Genomic DNA, 22,028 nt, shown 5'->3' with positions numbered 1-22,028 from the left:
CTGCGATCTCTTTTTTTGCCTGACAAAAACATCCCGTCTGACGCTTCCACTCGCTGACCATTGATCCACTGACTCCCCTGCGTCAAAAGCAGCGCAATTGCAGCGCCAATGTCATCCGGCAAACCGGCGCGGCCCTGCGCGGTGTTGTTCGCCGTGATGTTGCAGGCACCCCCGTTCCTTGGCCTGATAATGCGTCAGCAATTCCATCGCACCCTTCATCGCCGGCGCTCTGACCATGCGGTCTTTCAGCCACTGGATACGGATCCTGCCAGGCCGTCTTCGCTGGCAAGCCAGCTCCTACAGGGGGCCATTTAGAACAACTGGGTGAACAACCAATACAAACTGCCCGACAGCACAATCGCCGCCGGCAAGGTCAGCACCCAGGCCATCAGCAGATTGCGGATAGTCTTCATCTGCAAGCCACCGCCATTGGCAACCATGGTCCCGGCCACGCCTGAGGACAAGACATGAGTGGTCGACACCGGCAGGCCGAACATGTCGGCAGCGCCGATGGTCAGCATGGCCACGGTTTCCGCCGAGGCGCCCTGTGCGTAGGTCAGGTGGGTCTTGCCGATCTTCTCGCCGACGGTCACCACGATGCGTTTCCAGCCGACCATGGTGCCCAGGCCCAGAGCAATGGCCACCGCGATCTTCACCCACAACGGAATGAATCGCGTGGAGTTGTCGATCTGTTGTTTGAACAGTTGCAGCTTGTCGCTGGTGTCGGCGTCGAAGTTGACGACTTTGTTCTTGTCCATCAGGCGAATGGTTTCGCTGGCCAGGTACATGTCGTTACGCACGTTGCTCACGGCTTCAGCCGGGACTTTCGACAGCGACCCGTAACCTTTTACTTCGGCGCCAATGCTACCGGTCAATGCGGCGAGCGCAGGCACCAGTTGCGGTGTCGCGTCTTTGCTTCGTACGTATTCGGACAGCACTGAGCGCGGGTCGGCGGGTGCCGGTTGCGGTGCCGCTTTCACCAGCGCTTGTTGGGTAACTTGCGCGACGGCAGCGAATTGCAACGCTTGATCGGCGGGCATGGCGCGGTTCAGTGCGTAAGCCATTGGCAGGGTGCCGACCAGAATCAACATGATCAGGCCCATGCCTTTTTGGCCGTCGTTGGAACCATGGGCGAAGGACACACCGGTGCACGTCAGGATCAGCAGGCCGCGAATCCACCACGGTGGCGGGGTATCGCCTTTGGGTTCTTTGTACAGCGCACGGTTCTTGACGAAAGCGCGCAGGGCCAACAACAACAGGGCAGCAAAGCCGAAACCGACCAAAGGCGAAAGCAGCAGTGCATAACCAATCTTGGTCGCCTGTGCCCAATCCACGCCGCTGGTGCCGTCGCGTCCATGCATCAGCGCGTTGGCAACACCGACACCGATGATCGAACCGATCAACGTGTGCGATGAGGACGCCGGCAGCCCCAGCCACCAGGTGCCAAGGTTCCACAGGATGGCCGCGATGAGCAGGGCGAAGATCATGGCGAAACCAGCCGATGACCCAACCTGCAGAATCAATTCCACCGGCAGCAGGGCGATGATGCCGAAGGCCACTGCACCGCTGGACAGTAACACCCCGAGGAAGTTGAAGAATCCGGACCAGACCACGGCGAAGTTCGGCGGCAGCGAGTTGGTGTAAATCACCGTGGCCACTGCGTTGGCGGTGTCGTGGAAGCCGTTGACGAACTCGAAGCCCAGCGCAATCAGCAGCGCCACACCCAGCAGCAGAAACGGTGTCCATGTGGTCACCACGGTGCCCAGTTCGCGCATGTCGTGCATCAGGCTGTAAGCGGTGAATAGCAAGCCGATGCCCAGTACGGCAAAAAACACCACGATAGTCAGCAAGCCGGGTTTTTTATCGAGTTGCAGCTTGGCGCTGCCGGCGGGCGCCGGAGAGGCGGTGAAGGAGGGGGTGGCCATGCCTGACATTCCTGAGAAGGGAAGGAGTGTTGGTCATGATCATTGCGAAATGTTACAGGGAGACTGCTTTAGGTCAGTGTTTGGGTTGTTTGCAATTCCGTTAATCTGAAATGCATTCCTGTAGGAGCAAGCTTGCTCGCGATGGTCGTGAACGATAACGCTTGAAACCTGGCACCCAGCGGTGCCGTTTGGTTTTTCGCGAGCAAGCTCGCTCCTACAGGTTTCACGGACGTTCAGTAATCCTGTCGCTTGCGAAATGCCCAGCGTCCGGCAATCACGGTGAACGTTGCCACCAGTGCCACCAGAATCCAGAATCCCTCCGGATCCTGGGAGAGCGGCACACCACCGACGTTCATGCCGAAGAAACCGGCAATGATGTTGATTGGCAAGGCCAGCACCGTCACCACCGTCAAGGTGAACAGCGTGCGGTTACTTTGTTCGTTGAGGTTGGCGGCAATTTCTTCCTGCAACAGCTTGATCCGTTCACCCAGCGCCGTGAGGTCATTGATGATCAGGGCAAACTCCTCGGTGGACTTGCGCAGCTCTTTCACGTCCTCCTTTTGCAGCCATTGCGGTGGACGGTTGAGCAGACGCAGCAATGACCCCGGCTCCAGCGCCAGCAACCGTTGCAGGCGCACCAGCACCCGACGGTTGGCCCCCAGCTCTGCCCGATTGGTCGACAGTCGCGAGGACAGCAATTGGTCTTCGACCTGATCCACGCTCAGGCTGGTCTTGCGCACGATCTGAGTCAGTACTTCGCCCTGGTCGCGCAGCAGATGCACCAGCAGTTCCAGAGGCGAACGAAAGCGTTCACCGGCCTTGACCGACGAGCGCAACTTATCCACCGAGTGCAGCGGTTGCAGACGCGCACTGATGATCAGACGGCTACGGGCGCATACCCATAACGTCGAGACATCGGAGGAGACCATGCTGCTGAGGTTGAACACTACATCGTTGACCACCGCCAGCAGCGCCGAGTCGACGTGCTCGATACGTGTCGAACGCGAGCCTTCGTGCAGTGCTTCGAAAAACTCATCGGGCAGCTCCAGATGACTTTTCATCCAGCGCTCGCACGCGGCGTGGGCGAGGTTCAGGTGTAGCCAGAGAAACTGCTCGTCGTCCTCCGGCTGTTGCAGACATCGCAACGCCTCGGCCGAGTCGATTTCCCGGCCGCGTTCACCTGGGCGAAAACTGAATCCATAAAGCAGGCCGAACAGATCGGGATCCCGATGGCTTTGATCGATGCTGTGATTCATGAGTGCTCGCAAAGGAAAGCGCCTGTCGCAGGTTTTACAGGTTCACCTGAGCGGCATCATCGCAAGCGCAGATGACGTTTTCATGACAGTAAAAAGACCGCAGTCGCAACGCTACCGGCGGTCGGTATTTTCTCAAGAACCGCTCTGGCACGCCGATTACGTTTGGGTCAAGTTGCGCGCCGACGGCGATCCGCCGAGACCGTAGACAAAGAAGTCCGGACATTTTCACGCCTTAACCGGGCGTGCCTCATTCCTGCCATGAGTACCCTTCGATGCTTTTGCAAAAGTCCCTGAGAACGCAAATTCTCGCCCTGCTGAGCGGTAGTCTGATCGCGACGCTGTTGATCGCCCTGAGCTGCTTTCATTTTCTGTCCAGTGGTGTGCAGAACTACGCCAATTTGATCGAAGGTCCGCTGCATACCTCGCAATTAATCGATGAGGCCAACCTGCAATTCAAGGTGCAGGTTCAGGAGTGGAAAAACGTCCTGCTGCGTGGCAAGCAGCCGGCAGACCTGAACAAGTACTGGGCGCAATTCGAAGACCGACAGCGCGACGTGCAGACCATCCTTGGCGAACTGGCCGGACAAAAGGGCATCGAGCCGCAACTCAAGACCCGTATCGAACGCTTGCGTGACGAGCACCGTTTGCTGGGGGCGGCCTATCAGAAGGGTCGTGATGCCTTTGTGGCAGCAGGCGGTGACCCGGCGGCCGGTGACGCAGCGCTGAAGGGCGTGGACCGTGCGGCCAGCGATCAGATGAGCGAACTGGTCAGCGCGTTACGCAAGCAGGGCGCGGAGCAATCGACGCTGATCAGTGCCAGTGCCGATCGCACGGTATGGCTGGGCATCGTTGTCATGCTGGCCTCGGGGTTGTTGATTGGCCTGCTGAGCCTGTGGCTGGTCAATCGCAACCTGGTCGAGCCGATTCGCCAGTTGATCGATTATGTTGCCCAGCTTAGTCAGGGCCGTATCGCTGAGCGCGTGTCCAGTCACCGTCAGGATGAACTGGGAAAACTGGCAATGGCTGCCAACACACTGCGCGATTTTCTCGCTGAAACCTTCAGCCGTTTGCAGCGCAGTGCTTCGGACCTGGACAGCGCCAGCGGTGAGCTGAACTCGATTGCGACCGTGATGGCGGGTGGCACCAACGAGCAGTTCAATCGCACCGATCAGGTGGCCACGGCGATGAACGAAATGTCTGCCACCGCACAGGAAGTGGCGCGTCATGCGGCCGATGCAGCACGGGCAGCGGACGACGCCGACCAGAACGCGCAGCAGGGCGAAAAAGTCATGCAGGGCACGATTCACACCATCACCCAGATGCGCGGTGAAATCACCAACACTGCCAACGTGATCCGCCAATTGGAAACCGACAGCGGTCGCATCGGCAAAGTGCTGGAAGTGATCCGCGGCATTGCCGAACAGACCAATCTGCTGGCGCTCAACGCTGCCATCGAAGCGGCCCGTGCCGGTGAAGCCGGGCGTGGTTTCGCGGTGGTGGCCGATGAAGTGCGCAGCCTGGCCCAGCGCACGGCGGCATCGATCATCGAGATCAACCAGATCATTCAAACCGTGCAGACCGGCGCGATCGATGCGGCTCAGGCGATTGAAAGCGGACAGGCGCGCAGCGATGAAAGCGTTGAGCAAGTGACCCAGGCCGGTGCCATGCTGGAGCGCATCACCCTGGCCGTGGAGGCGATCCGCGACATGAATCGCCAGATCGCCACCGCTGCCGAAGAGCAGACCTCGGTGGCCGAAGACATCTCGCGCAACCTCACCGAGATCACCAGCATCGCCAGCACCAATCTGGATAACGTGCAGCGCACCGAAGCGGCGAGTCACAACCTGCATGGTTTGTCGGGGCAGTTGAATGAGGTGACGGCACGTCTGAGGGCGTGATGGCCTGAGTAGTCAAAGAGACGAAAAAAGCCGCACGATCGGAAGATCGTGCGGCTTTTTGTTGTGTGACAACATCACATTCTCACGGACCTTGCAGGAGCCGGCTTGCTGGCGATCCAGGCAACACGGACATCAAGTTTATCGCGTCATCGTTCATCGCCAGCAAGCCGGCTCCTAAAAGGCGTTATGCATCAGTCGTCTTTTTTGTTCTTCAGGACTTCGCCGGTAGTAGCGTTCAGGTCCACGTCCCATTCAACATTCTGAGCGTCACGCAGTTCGACTTCGTATTCGTAAATGGTGGAGTGTTTGTCCAGGTCGCTGTCGGTAATGGTGGCGCCCGGGTGCAGCTTCATCACGATCTGATTCAGCTCTTCGAGCGGCTTGATCTTGCCGTCCTTGACCAGTTGAGGAATCTGATCGACGGGAACATCTTTGGCCTGGGCCAGGCCAGCAGTGAGCGTCATGGCTGCAGCGGTGAACAGGGCAGTCAGAGTCTTCATGGTGTCTTTCCTTGTTGAGCTGTTTAAGTGAGATCAGGTTAGCCGGTGTAACTTAATCCACCCTTAAATTTTCCTACATGTCTTGCATCAATAACTGTGGGAGCGTGGACATCAACGTTGATGTTGGAGCGGATGGCCCCTTCGCGGGCACACCACGCTCTTACAGATTTTGCGTCAGTCCTAGTAACCGTTGTTCTGCAGTACCTGCGTCACGCTGGCGGCGGCCGGGCGTTTGTAGAACTTCAGCAGTTCGCTGGCGCGGTTGGTGAAGATACCGTCGACACCGGCGTCCATGACTTTCTGGTAATCCACCGCATCGTCGATAGTGTAGACGTGAACCAGCAAGCCCTGTTCGTGGGTGTACTGGTTCATCCACGGTTGTACCAGGTCCGAGTAACTCTGATCGCCACCGTGGGTGAGCGCTGCGGAAGGGCCGGTGCCGATGGCGCCCTGGGTTTTGGCGTAGTCGACCCAGCGCTGGAACTCGGCTTTGTCCTTGGGGTGCTGTCTGGCATAGTAAGCGGCTTTGTCATGCTCACCGGACTCGGCAAACGAGACTTTCGACTCCGGCTCGATGCTGCCTTCTGCGACCCACAGCAACAGAATCTTCGGTACCTGAGGCATTTCCTTTTGCAGCAGTTCGAGGCTGCTTTTCTCGAAGGTTTGCAGGATCACCTTGCCTTTGCCCTGACCCACGGCTAGCTCGCTTTTCGCCAGTTTCGAACCGGCCGGGCTTAGCCAGCCACGGTCCTGCAGTTTCTTTTTCAGGTCATGCTCGATGCCGGGAAACTGCTTGGGCTCCTTGGTTTCGATGTACAGGCCAGGCTTGTGCAGCGAGTTGCCTTGTGCGATGTCGATGATTTCATCGAGGGTCAGAATTTTCAGGCCCACGTAGGACGCACGCGCGCGATCCGGGTACGCGGAGTTGAACCAGCTGCCGGCATCCAGGGTTTTCAGCTCGGCCATGGTGAACGCGTTGGCTGGGCTGTCCTTGCGCTCGGGGAACTTGCTGGCAACGTCGGAGGTGCGTTGCAGGTCGTTATCGTGCAGGGCGAACAGCACGCCATCCTTACTGCGTTGCAGGTCCAGTTCCAGGTAATCGGCGCCCAGATCGCGGGCGAGTTTGTACGCGGCGGCGGTGGACTCCGGGGCATCGAAAGACGCGCCACGGTGGGCAATCACTGCCGGGTGCGGGATGCCTGAACGCGAGGCCAGCGCTGCCGGGCTTGGCTCGCTGGACGCCTGTGCCTGGCTGAGGCCAAGCAGCATGCTCAGCAGCAGGGCGCTTTTAGTGATGGTTGAAGGCATGGTCGAGATCCTTTCGCGATGATTTTCAAAGACGTCCCTTTTAACAACTGAGCGTTGCGGGCGCTATCGCGAGACCGACATAAACCTGCTTAAAGCTGATGTTCGTCAGCACTTTTGTGCGCCTGTTTGCAGTACGCTTGCTCGCAACTTCCCCGGCAGAGGGAAATCACCATGCCTGCTCTGCGTGTAAACCAACGATCACCCTGTGAGGTTTACCATGCGCATCACTTCCCAGCTCATCTGCCAGGCTGCCGACCAACTCAAGGGTTTCGTCGGCCTCAACCGCAAGACCGGCCATTACATCGTGCGCTTCAGTGAAGATTCGTTCGGCATGGACGTGGCGGATGACGGCATTATCCCCACTAGCGAGTTTGTCTGGGCTGTGGGCCCCTCGCAATCGATGACCCTCAAGCGTGAGTTGATTCAGTTACTGCTGGACCAGAACATCGATGACCGGATCAACATTACCCAACCGTTGCGGGTGTATATGAACCGTCGGGATGTGCCGGAAATTTCGGCGGTGCGGAGTTTGGTGCGGGGTTGAGGTTTTGTGATGATTGGACGGGCCTCATCGCTAGCAGGCTAGCTCCCACAAGGTTTTGGAGCGGGTACATTCTTTGTGTGCACCCTGGTCCCCTGTGGGAGCTAGCCTGCTAGCGATGGCGGCCCCAAACACACTGCCCTGAAATACATTGCAACGGTAAACTTGAGGATCACGGCCGCTTTACTCAGCAGCCGAACATGTCACTTATCACACCTGATAACAGGCCAGAAACATATCCAGTGCAGACTCCACTACGGTGCCTTGCATCTCGGCTGACAAACCGGGCATGCCCATGGAAATCTGCGGCCAGAATGCAAAGGATTTGAGCAATCCATGAACCTGCTGCGCGGCAAACTCGGGAGCAACGGCTTTTAGCCGCCCATCGGCCTGAGCCGCACGAATCCACGCAGTCAGATTTTCTTCGCGTTCACCTATTCGGCAAACCATGCTTTGGGCGCGCTCGGGAGAATGGATGGTCGCAGCGATGGCGACTCGTGCCAGATCGAGAAAATTGTCATCGCTCAGCATTTGCAATTTCGCGGTCAGCAATTGGCGTAATTGGTCGCGCAAGGGCTCATCAGGGCGGTAGGACGTTTCCTGTTCCGCCGTCACTCGTACCCATAACTGGTTGAGGATTTCGGCAAACAACTCTTCCTTGCTGGGGAAGTGGTTGTACACCGTGCGCTTCGACACGCCGGCAGTGGCGGCAATCCTGTCCATGCTGGTGATCTCGAAACCGTTGTCGCGAAACTCGGCAATCGCCGCCTGAATGATGGCTTCGCGTTTTCGGTCAGTGAGGCGCTGTTGAGCTGTCATAAATACGCTTCGGCAGGATGGACAGTGAAATTACACTCACCAGTTTACTTGGCATCGGCTTTGATGCAACCTTGAAACTACACTGTGCAGTGTAATGTTTTGTTAATCCTGCACAGTAAAAATAGAGTGTTCGGCTGATGCGTGCGTGCTTTGGCCATTTATCGTCCCAAAACGGAAAACCGCGTTGCATGCGTTTTTTCTGGAGTCATTCAGTCATGGCCAATTCAATGTCCCCGGCGGATAACGCCTCCACACCAGAAGCGTCCCGACAGGCTCAAGGGCAGTACCAGAACCACACGCCAATTCAGCGTTTGAGCTTCGGTAAAACCATGGGCATCCTGTGGAACGCCATGTTTCACAAACCGCGCAACACTCGCCCGAGCGCACCTGTGCCGGTGCAACCCCTGACCCAAGAAGCGTTGATCGCCGCGCCGAACCACAGCGTCTACCGACTCGGCCATTCCACTGTATTACTCAAGCTGCGCGACAAATTCTGGATTACCGACCCGGTCTTCGCCGAACGCGCGTCACCCATTCAATGGGCCGGGCCCAAGCGTTTTCACCAGCCACCGATCAGCCTGGAAGACTTACCACCGATCGAAGCGGTGATCCTGTCCCACGACCACTATGATCACCTGGATCATGCGGCCGTGCTGAAACTGGCAGACAAGACCAAGCACTTCCTGACACCACTGGGCGTAGGCGACACGCTGATCAAATGGGGCATCGATGCCAGCAAAGTCCGTCAATTCGATTGGTGGCAAGGCACAGAAATCGACGGCATCCAGTTCATCGCCACCCCGTCGCAACACTTTTCCGGTCGTGGGTTGTTCGACAGCAACAGCACCCTTTGGGCCTCATGGGTGATGATCGACGGCGATACGCGAATCTTCTTCAGCGGCGACAGCGGCTATTTCGATGGCTTCAAACGCATCGGCGAACAGTACGGCCCGTTCGACCTGACCCTGATGGAAACCGGCGCCTACAACGTCGACTGGCCGCACGTGCACATGCAACCCGAACAAACCCTGCAAGCCCACCTCGACCTCAAGGGCCGCTGGCTGTTTCCGATCCACAATGGCACTTTCGACCTGTCGACCCACGCCTGGTACGAACCCTTCGATCGCATCCTGGCCCTGGCCTGGGAACGCAACGTATCGATCACCACGCCGCAGATGGGCGAGGCGTTCAACCTGATGCATCCGAAGCGTGGTGAGGCTTGGTGGTTGGTGATGGAAGAGGAGAATGAGCGGGTGGTGGTGCAGAACACGTGAGGTACTGCATCGGGCCGCTTGCTGTTTAGCGGCCCGCGCCAAGCGCTCATTCGACCATCGCAAAATCCGCCCGCCCAACCGGGTTCGGCGTAGACCCTCTCACATTCATCCCGCGCCCCGGTGCAAACCCCGGGAAGAACACCAGTCCCTCAGATTCAAACCGATAGGCCAGCGCCAACCGTGTGACATCCAGCACGTCCTGACGCGCCTCGAAGCGTTCAATCGCATTTGCCGAAACACCGGCTTCACGGGACAACGTCTCCACACTCCAGCCCAGCATCGCTCGGGCCTGGGCGCAGTGGGCGGGGGTGAATTGGAAGAGGGCGATACGTTCCAGGGTGATTTTCATCGCTTGAGAGGCCATGGTGTTCTCCGGGCTCGAGAGAGTTGATTCAAAATGCACTGTGTTTTTGTACAGTTGTTTTGAGCCCGAATCAAATGCAATTTTTGATTTTTCATTTCAGCCAGACAAACGGCACGGCGCTTATTTGTCCGCCAACCCCGGCGCCTCCCGCACGATAAAGTGATCCAGATTCTCAATGTTCGCGCTGAACACCCCGAACGTCTGCTCGGGGTTTTTCTTGCTTGGCACCTGCTTCAACTCCGGCGTCACGCCATAGAAGAAGCAATACAACGCCTGCCCGCTCTCGATCGCGTGCTTGATCTCCTCGAGGAACGCCTTGCGCTTGCGGTAGGTGTCGATCAGCTTCTTGCTCAGGTAAACATTGACCGAATATGGCTTCTTCTCGAACCAGACCTTCTTCTCGAAATCGATACGAAAGCTTTGGGTGTAGTCCTTGATCTGCTTGATCTTGCCCCAGTAAATCAGGCCCTTGTTGTCTTGCAGGTATTCGATTTTCTTGAAGAACGACGCATAAGGCGCCGTGTGCTCACCAATCTTCAGTGGCATGCGCTTGAGCAGTTCCTTGTCTTCGAAATTCGACACGAAACACTCTACCGGATGGGCGAAGACGCTGGTCTTGTCGGGGGCGGAGTCGCGGCTTGGCTGATCGGTGTTGCTGATCGCCGAAGGAACCACGGGCTCATCCTGTTGAACGTCTGCACTTCCTGCTGGGCGGGACGGCTTGCGCACATATTCGCGTCGAGTCAGTAACAATTCCGACGGAAAATGTTCCTCACGGCTGTCATCCGTTTCCGCGTCCACACCCGACGCTGGCGCCTTCAGGCTGACATAAGGGCAGCCATCGGCATGCCGCGTTGTCGGCAGGTTCTTGAAGTGCGGCGTGCGTACGTAATTCACATTCTTGGCGTTGAGCGTCCCCAGCTCATTCGCCACATCGAAGGCTGCGCGACAGGCGTCGTTGGGGCACTGGAAGTGTTCCTTGGCCGAGTCGAACGCCACCGTTTCGTCAAAATTCAGATCACGTACGTCATAGATCGACAACTTGTCGTTGAGGCTGAGGCAGTAGGCGAGATCGAATTTCATGGTGGGGTTCTTTGGCCTTTAAGTGATCAGCTTATGGCGCGTTCCGGGCAATAGCTACACTCAGGTCATTTCGCCGCCGCTGTGCACGGTTGCGGCATGACACACTGATTATTAAGGGCGAAACCATGAGCCAGACAGATGATTCGCCTCCACTCCCGGAACCGGGCCGGATAGCCCGCAGGGATGAACAGACCGGTTGGCGCCGTTGGCTGCCGGGGCTGATCATGCTGCGTGAGTATCAATTGAGTTGGTTGCGCTACGACATCGTGGCCGGCCTGGTGCTGACCACGATGCTGGTGCCGGTCGGCATTGCGTACGCAGTGGCCTCGGGCGTGCCCGGCATTTATGGCCTGTACGCGACCATCGTTCCGCTGCTGGCCTACGCCTTGTTCGGCCCCAGCCGCATTCTGGTGATGGGGCCGGATTCCTCACTCGTAGCGGTCATCCTGGCAGTCATCATTCCACTCTCCGGGGGCGACCCACAGCGCGCCGTCGCGTTGGCGGGTATGATGGCGCTGGTCTCGGGGGCGGTGTGCATCCTGGCCGGTCTGGCTCGCCTGGGATTCATCACCGAGCTGCTCTCCAAACCGATTCGCTACGGCTACATGAACGGCATCGCGCTGACCGTATTGATCAGCCAAATGCCGAAAATGTTCGGTTTCTCGATTGAGTCCGACGGCCCATTGAGAAACATCTGGGCCATCGTTACAGCGGTGATGGACGGAAAAACCAACTGGACCACCTTTATTGTGGGCGCGCTCACCCTCGCGGTCATCCTGCTACTCAAACGCTGGCCGCGACTACCGGGCATCCTGATCGCCGTGGTTGGCGCCACTATCGCCGTGGGCGTCCTCGACCTGGCGACGCGCGCCGGTGTGTCGGTTCTCGGCTCACTTCCGCAAGGCTTGCCCGGGTTCGCCATCCCCTGGATCACCCGCGCCGACATCGTCCCGGTGTTGATCGGCGGTTGCGCCGTCGCCCTCGTCTCGTTCGCCGACACCAGCGTGCTCTCCCGCGTTTATGCGGCGCGCACCCGCACCTACGTCAACCCGAATCAGGAAATGGTGGGCCTCGGCGTCGCCAACCTCGCCGCCGGTTTGTTCCAGGGCTTCCCCATCAGCAGCAGCTCGTCCCGAACCCCCGTGGCCGAAGCCGCCGGAGCCAAAACCCAACTGACCGGCGTGGTCGGCGCACTGGCGGTTGCCTTGCTGTTGGTGGTCGCACCGGACCTGCTGCAACACCTACCGTCCAGCGCACTGGCCGCCGTTGTGATCGCCTCGGCCATCGGCCTGATCGAAATCAGCGACCTGCGCCGGATTTACCGCATCCAGCGCTGGGAATGCTGGCTGTCGATCGTCTGCACCGTCGGCGTGGCCGTGTTCGGCGCCATCGAAGGCATCGGCCTGGCCATCGTGATCGCGATCATCGAATTCCTCTGGGACGCCTGGCGCCCATACTCCGCCGTACTGGGCCGCGCCGATGGCGTAAAGGGCTACCACGACATCAAACGCTACCCCGACGCCCGCCGAATCCCCGGCCTGGTCCTGTTCCGCTGGGACGCCCCGCTGTTTTTCGCCAACGCCGAACAATTCAACGACCGAGTCCTGGACGCCGTCGCCGCATCCCCCACACCCGTGCGCTGGCTGGTGGTCGCCGCCGAACCGGTCACCAGCGTCGACGTCACCTCCGCCGACATGCTGGCTGAGCTGGACGACACCTTGCATGCGGCGGGTATTGAGTTGTGTATTGCCGAGATGAAAGACCCGGTGAAGGACAAGCTGAAGCGGTTCGGGTTGTTTGCACGGTTGGGGGAGACGGCGTTTTTTCCAACGATTGGGACGGCAGTGGATAGTTATGTGGCGAATTATCGGGTGGGTTATGAGGAGGGGGAGGAGGGGCGTTGAGTGGGGAATGGCTTGCTGTGAGCGCCGCCAATCCTCTGTAGGAGCAAGCTTGCTCGCGATGGCGTCGGTGAGCACGCCACTTAAACAAGATCCGTCACCGGAGTGTCCAAATGGAGTTCACTCCTTAGAGCTTCTGCCTGATGATCGGTGATCGAATGCTTCCAATCTACGTAATAGATCCGCCTCTCAGTACTGCTTTACCCGTGATGGCAATGTAGTTACCGTTGTAGGATAAATTTCCTGCGGCTGTAGTGAATCGCCCCGGATTCTCTAGACACCTTGCAAGCTCATTGCGTAACGCCTTTCAAACTCTACCGGCGACAGCTGATTGTTGAAACCATGACGACGTTTTGCGTTGTAGAACATCTCGATGTAATCGAACACATCACTACGAGCATCTTCCCGCGTGGTGTAAATTTTCCGCTTGATCCGTTCCCGTTTCAGAAGCTGGAAAAAGCTCTCGGCCACGGCATTATCATGACAGTTGCCTCGGCGACTCATGCTGGCAACCAAATTGTTCGCCTTCAAAAAGCTGCGCCAATCGGAGCTGCTGTACTGGCTACCTTGGTCGCTATGAACCATTACCTCTTGTTTCGGTTTACGCCTCCAAACCGCCATCAATAACGCATCAATAGCCAAATCACTGGTCATCTGAGACTTCATTGACCAGCCTACAACCTGACGAGAAAACAGATCCAGCACCACAGCCAAGTACAACCAGCCTTCATATGTACGAATGTAGGTGATGTCGGTGACCCAAACCTTGTTGGGTTCCACGACATCGAACTGGCGCTTCAGCAAATTGGGTGAGGCGACCGCTGGCTTACCGCCGTACTTTCCAGGGCGACGTCGATACCCTGTCTGAGAGCGCAGACCTTCAAGACGCATCAGCCTCGCTACACGATGGCGACCACAGTCTTCACCGACCTCGCGCAGATCGTCATGGATTTTGCGATAGCCATAAACGCCGCCACTTTCCAGCCATGAATGCTTGATCAAACCCAGCAGTCGTTGGTCGTCTTTGGCGCGTGCAGATTGCGGCTCAGACAACCAGGCGTAATACCCACTGGGGTGGACTTTCAGCGTCAGGCAAAGCCGTCGTATGGAATAGTCATCTGCTCGCTGCTTGATAAAGGCGTACTTCAACCGCACTCCTTGGCAAAGTACGCGGCGGCCTTTTTTAAGATGTCTCGCTCTTCAGTAACCCGCTTGAGTTCTGCTCGCAGACGACGCAGTTCAGCGTGCTGATCATCGTCCTGCTGCCGTTCTTCTTGAGGTTTGCTGTAGCGCTTTATCCAGGCGTAGAGGCTATGCGTCGACACGCCAAGACGGGCCGCTACATCAGCGACAGGCAGCTTCTTTTCGGTCACTTGATTGACCGCTTGGATTTTGAATTCTTCGGGGTAACGCGGGTTGCTCATGGCACCTCCTAATTGGCCTCAGTTTAAGGCAAAGAGGTGTCTACGAAACCCGGGGCGATTCAGCCCCAGCGGCGCAGCGATTTCGCATGTGCCGTCTTCTCGCAGTCTTAACGCTACCGCTGTGGCGGTTACTGGCCAGTAACGCATTGCATCGGTCGCCGACTGATAGGGCTCATCGCCGTTCTGAACATACATTCTCGCTTGGTTTTTCACAGATAGCAGGTCGACGGATCGTCAGAGTCTCAGATAAGAAGAGCATGAGATCAGCGTGTCTATGCAAAGTGACGCTTCGCTCAATGTGGCCTGATCTACTATCAAATGATAATGATGCTGATCGAGATCTAAGAAATTGCCTGAGTATGCCGAGGCAAGAGTGGATGGATAGCCCAATGAATTTAGATCGATCCCTGCCGCCCGAAAAGGAACTAGAGGACTCCGAGCGTACAAATGCGACCGACTGATCGCAGTTAATCAACCTCAGATCATTGGACAGCTTCAAATCACACCACGTAAACCCGCTCAACACGCTCCGTGTTAGTCGAATTTGGGCTTCGTTCGAAGATCGCGCTCGTTTCAGTCGTCGTACTTTGTCAGCTCGACAATCGTGACCACCGAGATTGCATCATCATGTTCTGGAAGCCAGAAGCCGCCCTGAATGCTCTAGGCTTCTAAAAGCCCAATCTCAGGTGTTTCATCAGGAAAGCTTTCCAAGTCATTGTTCTAGCGTAAGTGACTGAAAAACACATAAACCACTGATATTTATCATAATATTTGCATAACTTTGAATCTGTGCTTGGCTTAGACATGTACCAAATGTCGACTCCATTCTGAGGGAGCTGCAGCTGATGAAAAAACCACCACTGCGTCAAGGTATGGTCAACGGGCTGGTGTTCGAGGTGGTTCAAACCTTGGAGGCCGTAAAGGCACATGCCGAAATCATTGCCGACGTTACGCAAAGCGATCGAGCCAAGGCATACGAAGCAGCTTTCCAAATTGCTATTCAAGGCGGCGGAGCAGAAGACCACATCCGCAGCCGCTATGAGGGCCTGAACTGTGCGGAAATTGCAGAAACATTGGCCAACCAACCTCCTCAGCCAGCAACGCCCGCCCCCGCAGTCCCACCGAGCGCGCCTAATCTGACTGAGGCAGGGGAAAAGTCTTAGGAATCCATTGAGATGGGCTTATTGCCTTACTCCTATCTCATCGCACAAGCCAGGCTGCTCGATTGAAATCGGGTAGTCTGGCTTTTTGATTGCCCCCATTAGGGTAAGCATGAGGAAATGCCTTGTGCGGGTAATGCAGGCATCCACTGATGCGCTCAGCACCTGCTGCAAGTGGAGCGCGCAGGCCGGTACGGCCGAAGGCGTGAAGGATGGAAGCCCGAAGGGCCGAGACTCGGCGGTACGCCGAAGCTCGGTTCACGACAGCCTGCCCGCGCTCAGCGGCTCGCCATCCCAGTTAAATCAGTCAGCTCCTACGGCTTGATTCTGTACTGCCACCGTTGTGGGTCGAACGCAGCGTGCTAACCCACTGCCCTCCGACAAGGCTGCCAGAAGACCCGCACCTCTCACAAGTTTCCAGAGGAAGCCTCTCTGCCAAATCAACCGCTCCACGACAGTACGAATCATCACCGTCGTAAAAGAAATGGAGCTCGCCAAATTTAGATTTGATCTGCTCAATAGTCACCGGCGCAACATCACCTCGCCCCAAGGTGTCACCGGTATACGTGAACCTTGCGGGTCGCTCTAGTCGTAACTCTCTAGCTGGTGAGGTTCTTAGATCTAGATCTTCCAGATCTTGATTGAGACAATCTTGGTCTTGAAGACCTCACACCCTGCGATACGATTTCGCCCATTGACGCGTGGACGATTTAACGCTTTGGCCGGCTTGAACGAAGGGAGCGGGATGTGGCTTCATCCAAACCTTCCAAAAAACTCGACATCATGGTGGATGATATCGCCCCCAGCTTGACCAGACTCTCTCGAACAACCATCACGTCCACTGGACTTAGGGCCAAACTTACCAAGCGTCCGAATTGCTGCGGTGAGGGAGGCAACGTTCTGCGAACGCAATAGTCATGGCGCCCCAAGTAAACGATTTCTGCTTGTGAAACCATACCGCTCACCCATCCGATCAACAGCAAAGCCCCCATCCGCTGATACGGATCACTGTCATTCAATCCGAACACTATGCGCTCATGCAGATTCAGGTTCACTTTGCACAGAGGTTGTTGAGTGCGTGAAAACCCGGCTGATGCTATCCCACCGGGTGCAAACACCGTTCGCTTCGCAAGCAGCAGTCCGTACAGAGTTTCCACCCCTTCGTTGAGGGCCTGCCCTACCACCAGAGACTCAATCCATTGCTGTACGCGTATTGTGATTCCCGCCATCCGCCGATCAAACAAAGAGTGCTTTACTGGCCGCTCCTCTCTGGAATAGAGATAAGCGTCCCAGATTCGTCTTTCGGGGGTAAACGTATCTCGAGGCCTCACCAACACGCGTTGGTGCTCAACGCAGTATGCGCTGGTCGTGTAACACCAAGATTGGCGCCAAATGGGAAACCCTGTTCTCCGCATGCTTTCTTTTAGACATGTGGAGCAGTAGGCGTGCCGGTAATGGATGTGAAGTAAACGAGACTGCCGGGAGGCAAATAGCTGCTGCAACAAAACCCCATCGGTACCATAGGTACCACGCATGACTTTGAAAAGTTCAGTGGCACAATCAAACTCAATGTCCTCGAATTCAGGGAAAGGCCACGACTCCACTATGCCGGGAACAACCCGTTTGGGGATAGAAAGGCCTCGATTAATTGCCTCCCGAAACAAGTGAGGGTTCCGGAGCCTATTGTGGGCAAGCCCCCGCATCACCCAGGAAAGCAGCGTTTCTCCTAGAACGAAGCGAGGCGCTGCCCCTGATGAGAACTCGTCGAGCACGTCAGAAATCCCACATGTTACGCAGACATTCAACTGGCAAAGATGCACAATCGTTGTAGCTGGGGTTTCGCGCTAGTGTCTGGAGGATCTGAATGAGAGCGCCACTGGCGCCATGAGATCTATCTAGAAGACCCTTGATAAAATCGTCATTGAGCAACTGAGATCGTTTGAATCCACATGCCACCCCAACCCTTGTAATGAAGATTCGGAACTGTTGGTCATCCTGCCACAAGCCGATGTCTACATAGCGAGCCTCCTTAGCAACGACCTTTTTCAGATCCCCGTCTAAAATATTGGGCCCAGACACAGCCAATATCTTTAGATTTTGAAATCGCCGTAGCAGGGCCCCGACTAAATCAATAGAATTATTTCGTTGCTCCGCACCGCCGCCAAAGTGAACACGTGCATCGTCGAACACTAGGCGAAACTCTCGACCACCGATCAGATCCTCAAGTGCATATTCGACATTCCGAAAAGCCATAAAATGACTGCTCAAGGGAAGACCCAAAGCTGCCGCGAATGCCGAGTAGACGTTGCCATATGCCTTAGTAAACCTTCCAGGCACATAAGCAGTATAGACTCGTGCCGAGTCGGCATTTTTAAGTAGCCTCAAGGCAACTGTAGTCTTTCCTGTACGGGCCTCTCCGCCCAAAATAGTGAATACGTTATCAGAAAAGCCTCGCATGATACCCTGCTGTGCTTGATACTGCTTCGGACACAGTAGATACTTCATTCGTCAACTTCTGATGGGAGTACGCGGGTATTCCATTTCGACCGATTAGCGGCCTGCAAGCACTTAAGAGTAATCTTTTCATCTCCCCATATTACTGCCAAACAGGCCGCAGCTCGAAGTAGAGAGCATATATTTCCAATTATGCCCGATGTGACCCCATAAATATAATCGGCGATTGGCTTAGAGGAAAGATGCGATTTCTTAGCGAGGGGGACGATTTCTTCCCAAGTATCCAAGAAATTAAGATACTCTGCATCTGTTTTAGACCACGGAGTAAGTTCGTAAAGCTCAAATCGGCGTACATACTGGGCGTCAATTGCGAGCGCATTGAGAGCCTCATCGATACCGAAAACGAAAAAACTGAGATAAGCAGGGGCCCCGCATAACCCTCGCAAAAGGGAGAGAAATGTATCCTGCTCACCCTTAGAAAGCCCCTTAATAGAGTCATGGAACTCATCCATAAATACACCGCGAATATCGTTAGCGATGCAGTATTCGGCTACCATACTAATAGGAACTCCACCTTTCCCAGGATCCACACCCAATGCCGACAAGAGCTTCGCCATAGGCTTAGTTTTTTCAGTGTCCTTGACAAAGGTGACATATCTAACTTTATGGCGCCATGAGGCATCCATCCCCCTAACCGCATTGCAAATTGTCGTTTTCCCATGATTAGAACCGGCGGACACCACTAAGCATGGAGCCTCCATACTGCCACGTACGATGCTAAGCATATTATGAACGATGTTTGAAACGGTGAGTAAATGCTCTGTGTCGACCTTGATGTCTTGCCGGATGATCTGGCAACGCTCCTCATCTGACAAGGCCAATGCATAACGCTGACTCTCATGCAAATGTTCTCCAACCAAAATCAATTCTCCCACTTCAATTTTTTACGAGTTTGATCAGCACTAAGTTCTTTGGTTTTCCCCTGAAGCAAATGCCCTTCCCCGCCATAGGAAAGAAAAGACATAGTTTCAGCGGCCGCAACTTTCTTGGCGACGTTTTGCCGAAGTCGTTTAGTGGTGGCCTTTGAATTTTCCACTAACTCATAGTTCTCCAAACGAACTTGGTGCAACGCCTCGTCCACAAGTGTTCCTGGACGACGGTCGCGAGGTCGTGAAAACGCCCAGTATTCGCTATATGAGACTGGTGTTTTCGTCAAATCAGAATAAGGAATTTCATGATACCGGCCATCTTGGCGCAACCATATTTTCGAAAGGTTCAACGGGTTATACTTAAACGAAAGTCGTGACCCAACGAACCTTCTGAGTATTGCCGAAGAGTAGAATGACCTACTAAACTCGACACCCTTTGGTTGCACCGTTCGTATCACACTTGGAAAGAAGTCAAGAGCAAATGTTTGAAAGTTACCCGGCATAGGAGGTACGTAACCTGGCCCCTTCTTGGCCATCTCCGCATCCCAAACCTCGAACGGAGCAAGTCTATTCAACCCTTCATGAGCACGCCCATGATAAATGGCCACTTCATTTGCGAACCACTCACAAAATGCTGAAAAGGTCATGGCCGAATGCTTGGCAGAGTCGTAGTCTGCTTTCTTCAGCACGTTAGAGTAGGTAGTACCTGGCAGAAGATGCACCTTCCCCATCAGCGTACCAATGATCCTTTCAACGTGCCCTCCATAATGCTTTTTACCAACAGGCCGCAGCAAAATGAGGATTTTGTAGAATTGAAGGGTGGCTTCGAGTTCTGGGCTAGTGAATTCCGCGGCGTTATCCATACCTAATGCAAGAGGCAATCCCCAAAACCTATGGCGAGTGTTCTGACCACCACCAAGTGCGATCGGAAAGTCTTGCTTGGGAAAACAGGCAGACAGCATCGCCATGGCAACGCTAAGTGAGCTAGGGGGATGGAGGGCAAGATAGTAACCAAGAATAATGCGACTCTTGAGGTCGATAACTACCGTCAGCCAAGGCCGCATGAGTGGTCGTCCATTCTCGTCGCAGATAATTACATCCACCCGTGTATGGTCGATTTGAACCATGCTAAGTATGGTATCTACATTAATCATCCCTGGCTTCAGATCAAACTTTTGAAGCATCGGCTCTCTGCCGTGCAAAAGAGAGTAAACGGTTTTCGGCCCGAACGATTCAAGCCTTCGCCTTAGAGCATTAAGACTCGGAGTTGTAACCCCCATGGTATGACATAGAGAGTCGACATATTCCCAAAGCGAAGAAAACGCCTCTAATTTTTTTGTTTTATCATTAAGTCGCTTCGATATTGCTTTCTCCATGATTTTCTCTTGAATATCAGAAAGCAATCGTGAATTTTTTTTACGCCCCCTGACACTTCTAACAAGCGAAACAGCACCAAGTTCTGGGTCATATCTCCGCAATAAACGTCGAATCGTTGTTTCTGATGAGCCGAGCTTCTCGATAAGCTCTGCCCGCGTAACTTTACCCTGAAGGTAGTCATTAATATTTCTCGCTCGATCCGAAGCAATAGCCAACTCTTTGGGATTGACTTCAGTTTGTTCCAGCCAGATCAAACGGCGATCGTTGTATAACTCGTGTTTTTCTTGATCGACCTCAACCAGCTTTACCTGAGTAAAGAGCACATCAAAGGATTGCTCACTTTCCAGGCTTTTTAGGGTGATGTTGCCGTCAGTTCCACGAGCTATTACTCGATATACATTTTCCTCAAAACTAACTAAGTTTCCTTCGACGATGGGTTGCAACATAAAGGCTCGGCACCGACTGGTTGAAATTCTGGGTGCGCAAGCATAGCTCTATGACCACGAAGCTTGTCAACGGTCATATAATTGACGTTAGGCATCAACTAATTTTGTGTTAGGCGTTGACTTATATTACGTTTATTGACGAAGGGCTTGAGCTAATATTGGGTAAATTGACACTAAGTTTAAAAATATCGCATAAATTGACAAGCTCACTCTTAGCAACAAATGAGCCAAGCACCTGTAAGCACCGAATTCACGACTCATGGACTATTATTTTATATTGCTTTCCACTCCTCCCATGAAGTGTCAATATATTCAATATCTACAGCTAAACTGAATAAAATTTAACCCTGGACTCTTTAGATATGAACCGCGTTCACGTTGGAGAGGAGAATTCTTGAAGCAGTCCCGAGTCAATTGTCAGCCTTGTAAGAGTTTCTTGGGTTTTGCGACCCGAAATAACCGACAAGATAATGACACTATTCCATAAACTGGAGTCTGATATGAGGCTCCGGCGGCAAAAAGTTTGGATTTTTGAATCAGAAAAGCTGCTTTTATTTTTCAAAAGCGAGCCAAGTCAGTCTATCAGAGCGCTTGCAATCTCAGCCCGTGAGCCACACTCCGCCTTCAATGGCATAGCAAGGGGGTAACTAGCCCCTTCCTCCTTTCGTAGCCAACTGAGGTTAAACGTCGACGTAACGTGTCCTCCAATGCCCTATGGGGATTACTGAGAGCTTTGCCGCGCGCTGACCATCGTTTACGAGGCATGTATCCAATTTGTTGCCGTTTACAAGGCTGTAGCTGAGGAGTCGCTGCCGATTGGAGTCCTCTGTGATACCCCGTGTTAGTAAACGCTCCTTTAGCAACAGCTTCGCGAGGGGAAACAGGAAGCGATCGTTCTGAACTTTTAGAACTGGTATATTTCTCTAGGCGTCACGGGCTTAAACTTTTAAAAAAAATCACTACAAATCAATAAGTTGGATGTCATTACCGGATCCCGGACGAAGCGATTATTTGAGCTACCCCTGCATATAGGGGCTATGACTGCACTCCTTTTAAAATGATCAAATGCACTATTGCATATCGGCTTTCAGGCATTTTTAAAAGTCAGAATCACTAGAAGCCACGGCTTCTATGGGCTTGAGCGTTTAACCACTTTTAAAGGAGGGCCACATCTGACGTGTTAACTACGCTGGTTAACACGTAAAAAAACAAGTTAACAGAGTCATTCTGACCCTGCGTGTTCGCCTTGATTTGCCCGGCGCGCCTAGGGTTTTCAACGCTCTGCCTGGCACCCCCGCGAGATCAGGATGGACCACATCAAGCGCCCTGACACCGCGTTTGCGAGGAGATATGTGCTCTTGAAGGTGGT

The 22,028-nt window shown here is 54.6% G+C and carries 17 protein-coding genes and 2 pseudogenes; 5 read left to right on the top strand and 14 right to left on the bottom strand.

Going from position 1 to position 22,028, the window contains the following annotated elements; all coding sequences use genetic code 11:
- Positions 1–23: 23 nt before the first annotated feature.
- The 3 genes and pseudogenes from AD668_RS28790 to AD668_RS13600 form a co-directional block, all read right to left on the bottom strand.
- Positions 24–222, bottom strand: a pseudogene (locus tag AD668_RS28790) (short-chain dehydrogenase); the annotation flags it as partial.
- A gap of 89 nt (positions 223–311) precedes the next feature.
- Complete coding sequence (locus AD668_RS13605; protein ID WP_053159515.1) at positions 312–1,925, bottom strand: inorganic phosphate transporter; 1,614 nt, start codon at positions 1,923–1,925, stop codon at positions 312–314.
- 233 nt (positions 1,926–2,158) lie between these two features.
- Positions 2,159–3,181: a transporter gene (locus AD668_RS13600; protein ID WP_053159513.1), complete on the bottom strand. Its 1,023-nt coding sequence runs from the start codon at positions 3,179–3,181 to the stop codon at positions 2,159–2,161.
- Between the two features lie 272 nt (positions 3,182–3,453).
- Between AD668_RS13600 and AD668_RS13590 the strand changes: the two genes are divergently transcribed.
- Positions 3,454–5,079, top strand: coding sequence for a methyl-accepting chemotaxis protein (locus AD668_RS13590; protein WP_053159510.1), 1,626 nt, complete (start codon positions 3,454–3,456; stop codon positions 5,077–5,079).
- 191 nt (positions 5,080–5,270) lie between these two features.
- Here the strand turns inward: AD668_RS13590 and AD668_RS13585 are convergent, their stop codons facing one another.
- Both AD668_RS13585 and AD668_RS13580 read right to left on the bottom strand, forming a co-directional pair.
- The gene (locus tag AD668_RS13585) at positions 5,271–5,579 is read right to left on the bottom strand and encodes a PepSY domain-containing protein (protein WP_053159508.1); all 309 of its coding nucleotides are present in this window, start codon (positions 5,577–5,579) and stop codon (positions 5,271–5,273) included.
- A 180-nt stretch (positions 5,580–5,759) separates the two neighbouring features.
- The gene (locus AD668_RS13580) at positions 5,760–6,887 is read right to left on the bottom strand and encodes a glycerophosphodiester phosphodiesterase (protein ID WP_053159506.1); all 1,128 of its coding nucleotides are present in this window, start codon (positions 6,885–6,887) and stop codon (positions 5,760–5,762) included.
- Positions 6,888–7,104: 217 nt separating this feature from the next.
- Here AD668_RS13580 and AD668_RS13575 point away from each other — a divergent pair, with 217 nt between their 5' ends.
- The gene (locus AD668_RS13575; RefSeq protein ID WP_053159504.1) at positions 7,105–7,431 is read left to right on the top strand and encodes a DUF2025 family protein; all 327 of its coding nucleotides are present in this window, start codon (positions 7,105–7,107) and stop codon (positions 7,429–7,431) included.
- Positions 7,432–7,638: 207 nt separating this feature from the next.
- Here AD668_RS13575 and AD668_RS13570 read toward each other — a convergent pair whose 3' ends face one another.
- Positions 7,639–8,247, bottom strand: coding sequence for a TetR/AcrR family transcriptional regulator (locus AD668_RS13570; protein ID WP_053159501.1), 609 nt, complete (start codon positions 8,245–8,247; stop codon positions 7,639–7,641).
- Positions 8,248–8,462: 215 nt separating this feature from the next.
- Here AD668_RS13570 and AD668_RS13565 point away from each other — a divergent pair, with 215 nt between their 5' ends.
- Positions 8,463–9,521 (top strand): MBL fold metallo-hydrolase, encoded by a 1,059-nt coding sequence (locus AD668_RS13565; protein WP_053159497.1) that lies wholly within the window; start codon positions 8,463–8,465, stop codon positions 9,519–9,521.
- A gap of 46 nt (positions 9,522–9,567) precedes the next feature.
- Here the strand turns inward: AD668_RS13565 and AD668_RS13560 are convergent, their stop codons facing one another.
- Together AD668_RS13560 and AD668_RS13555 are read right to left on the bottom strand one after the other, a co-directional pair.
- Positions 9,568–9,885, bottom strand: a complete 318-nt coding sequence (locus AD668_RS13560; RefSeq protein ID WP_053159495.1) for a helix-turn-helix transcriptional regulator — start codon at positions 9,883–9,885, stop codon at positions 9,568–9,570.
- A 120-nt stretch (positions 9,886–10,005) separates the two neighbouring features.
- Positions 10,006–10,968: a hypothetical protein gene (locus tag AD668_RS13555; protein WP_053159493.1), complete on the bottom strand. Its 963-nt coding sequence runs from the start codon at positions 10,966–10,968 to the stop codon at positions 10,006–10,008.
- A gap of 125 nt (positions 10,969–11,093) precedes the next feature.
- Here AD668_RS13555 and AD668_RS13550 point away from each other — a divergent pair, with 125 nt between their 5' ends.
- On the top strand, positions 11,094–12,872 hold the full coding sequence (locus AD668_RS13550) for a SulP family inorganic anion transporter (RefSeq protein WP_053159491.1): 1,779 nt from the start codon (positions 11,094–11,096) through the stop codon (positions 12,870–12,872).
- Positions 12,873–13,142: 270 nt separating this feature from the next.
- On the opposite strand, the gene AD668_RS13545 is transcribed toward AD668_RS13550, so the two are convergent.
- Together AD668_RS13545 and AD668_RS28785 are read right to left on the bottom strand one after the other, a co-directional pair.
- Positions 13,143–14,293, bottom strand: a protein-coding gene (locus AD668_RS13545) for an IS3 family transposase (protein WP_156322335.1) whose coding sequence is annotated in 2 segments (ribosomal slippage) — positions 13,143–14,059 and positions 14,059–14,293 — 1,152 coding nt in all. Because the reading frame shifts where the segments join, the coding sequence is not laid out codon by codon here.
- Positions 14,294–14,350: 57 nt separating this feature from the next.
- Positions 14,351–14,509 (bottom strand): annotated as a pseudogene (locus AD668_RS28785) (nucleotidyltransferase family protein); the annotation flags it as partial.
- Between the two features lie 629 nt (positions 14,510–15,138).
- Here AD668_RS28785 and AD668_RS13535 point away from each other — a divergent pair.
- Positions 15,139–15,456, top strand: coding sequence for a hypothetical protein (locus AD668_RS13535; protein WP_053159487.1), 318 nt, complete (start codon positions 15,139–15,141; stop codon positions 15,454–15,456).
- Between the two features lie 707 nt (positions 15,457–16,163).
- Here AD668_RS13535 and AD668_RS30360 read toward each other — a convergent pair.
- The 4 genes from AD668_RS30360 to AD668_RS13515 are packed head-to-tail and all read right to left on the bottom strand — an operon-like array spanning position 16,164 to position 20,659.
- Entirely contained in the window at positions 16,164–17,225 is a 1,062-nt protein-coding gene (locus AD668_RS30360; RefSeq protein ID WP_371259799.1) for a TniQ family protein, read from the bottom strand.
- A 1-nt stretch (position 17,226) separates the two neighbouring features.
- Positions 17,227–17,958, bottom strand: a complete 732-nt coding sequence (locus AD668_RS13525) for a hypothetical protein (RefSeq protein ID WP_053159483.1) — start codon at positions 17,956–17,958, stop codon at positions 17,227–17,229.
- A complete protein-coding gene (locus tag AD668_RS13520; RefSeq protein WP_256220648.1) occupies positions 17,955–18,842 on the bottom strand; it encodes a TniB family NTP-binding protein in 888 nt (295 codons plus the stop codon). Before AD668_RS13520 ends, AD668_RS13525 begins: the two co-directional genes overlap by 4 nt.
- Entirely contained in the window at positions 18,830–20,659 is a 1,830-nt protein-coding gene (locus AD668_RS13515; RefSeq protein WP_053159481.1) for a Mu transposase C-terminal domain-containing protein, read from the bottom strand. Before AD668_RS13515 ends, AD668_RS13520 begins: the two co-directional genes overlap by 13 nt.
- Between the last annotated feature and the right edge of the window lie 1,369 nt (positions 20,660–22,028).

Origin of the sequence: Pseudomonas sp. P1.8, assembly GCF_001269805.1 — a bacterium.
Lineage (GTDB): Bacteria > Pseudomonadota > Gammaproteobacteria > Pseudomonadales > Pseudomonadaceae > Aquipseudomonas.
This window is presented reverse-complemented; position numbering and strand designations above follow the sequence as displayed.

Bases quoted from the DNA above. Each gene is read 5' to 3' on its own strand.
- AD668_RS13605 (WP_053159515.1), bottom strand. From the start codon at position 1,925: ATGGCCACCCCCTCCTTCACCGCCTCTCCGGCGCCCGCCGGCAGCGCC.
- AD668_RS13600 (WP_053159513.1), bottom strand. From the start codon at position 3,181: ATGAATCACAGCATCGATCAAAGCCATCGGGATCCCGATCTGTTCGGC.
- AD668_RS13590 (WP_053159510.1), top strand. From the start codon at position 3,454: ATGCTTTTGCAAAAGTCCCTGAGAACGCAAATTCTCGCCCTGCTGAGC.
- AD668_RS13585 (WP_053159508.1), bottom strand. From the start codon at position 5,579: ATGAAGACTCTGACTGCCCTGTTCACCGCTGCAGCCATGACGCTCACT.
- AD668_RS13580 (WP_053159506.1), bottom strand. From the start codon at position 6,887: ATGCCTTCAACCATCACTAAAAGCGCCCTGCTGCTGAGCATGCTGCTT.
- AD668_RS13575 (WP_053159504.1), top strand. From the start codon at position 7,105: ATGCGCATCACTTCCCAGCTCATCTGCCAGGCTGCCGACCAACTCAAG.
- AD668_RS13570 (WP_053159501.1), bottom strand. From the start codon at position 8,247: ATGACAGCTCAACAGCGCCTCACTGACCGAAAACGCGAAGCCATCATT.
- AD668_RS13565 (WP_053159497.1), top strand. From the start codon at position 8,463: ATGGCCAATTCAATGTCCCCGGCGGATAACGCCTCCACACCAGAAGCG.
- AD668_RS13560 (WP_053159495.1), bottom strand. From the start codon at position 9,885: ATGGCCTCTCAAGCGATGAAAATCACCCTGGAACGTATCGCCCTCTTC.
- AD668_RS13555 (WP_053159493.1), bottom strand. From the start codon at position 10,968: ATGAAATTCGATCTCGCCTACTGCCTCAGCCTCAACGACAAGTTGTCG.
- AD668_RS13550 (WP_053159491.1), top strand. From the start codon at position 11,094: ATGAGCCAGACAGATGATTCGCCTCCACTCCCGGAACCGGGCCGGATA.
- AD668_RS13535 (WP_053159487.1), top strand. From the start codon at position 15,139: ATGAAAAAACCACCACTGCGTCAAGGTATGGTCAACGGGCTGGTGTTC.
- AD668_RS13525 (WP_053159483.1), bottom strand. From the start codon at position 17,958: ATGAAGTATCTACTGTGTCCGAAGCAGTATCAAGCACAGCAGGGTATC.
- AD668_RS13515 (WP_053159481.1), bottom strand. From the start codon at position 20,659: ATGTTGCAACCCATCGTCGAAGGAAACTTAGTTAGTTTTGAGGAAAAT.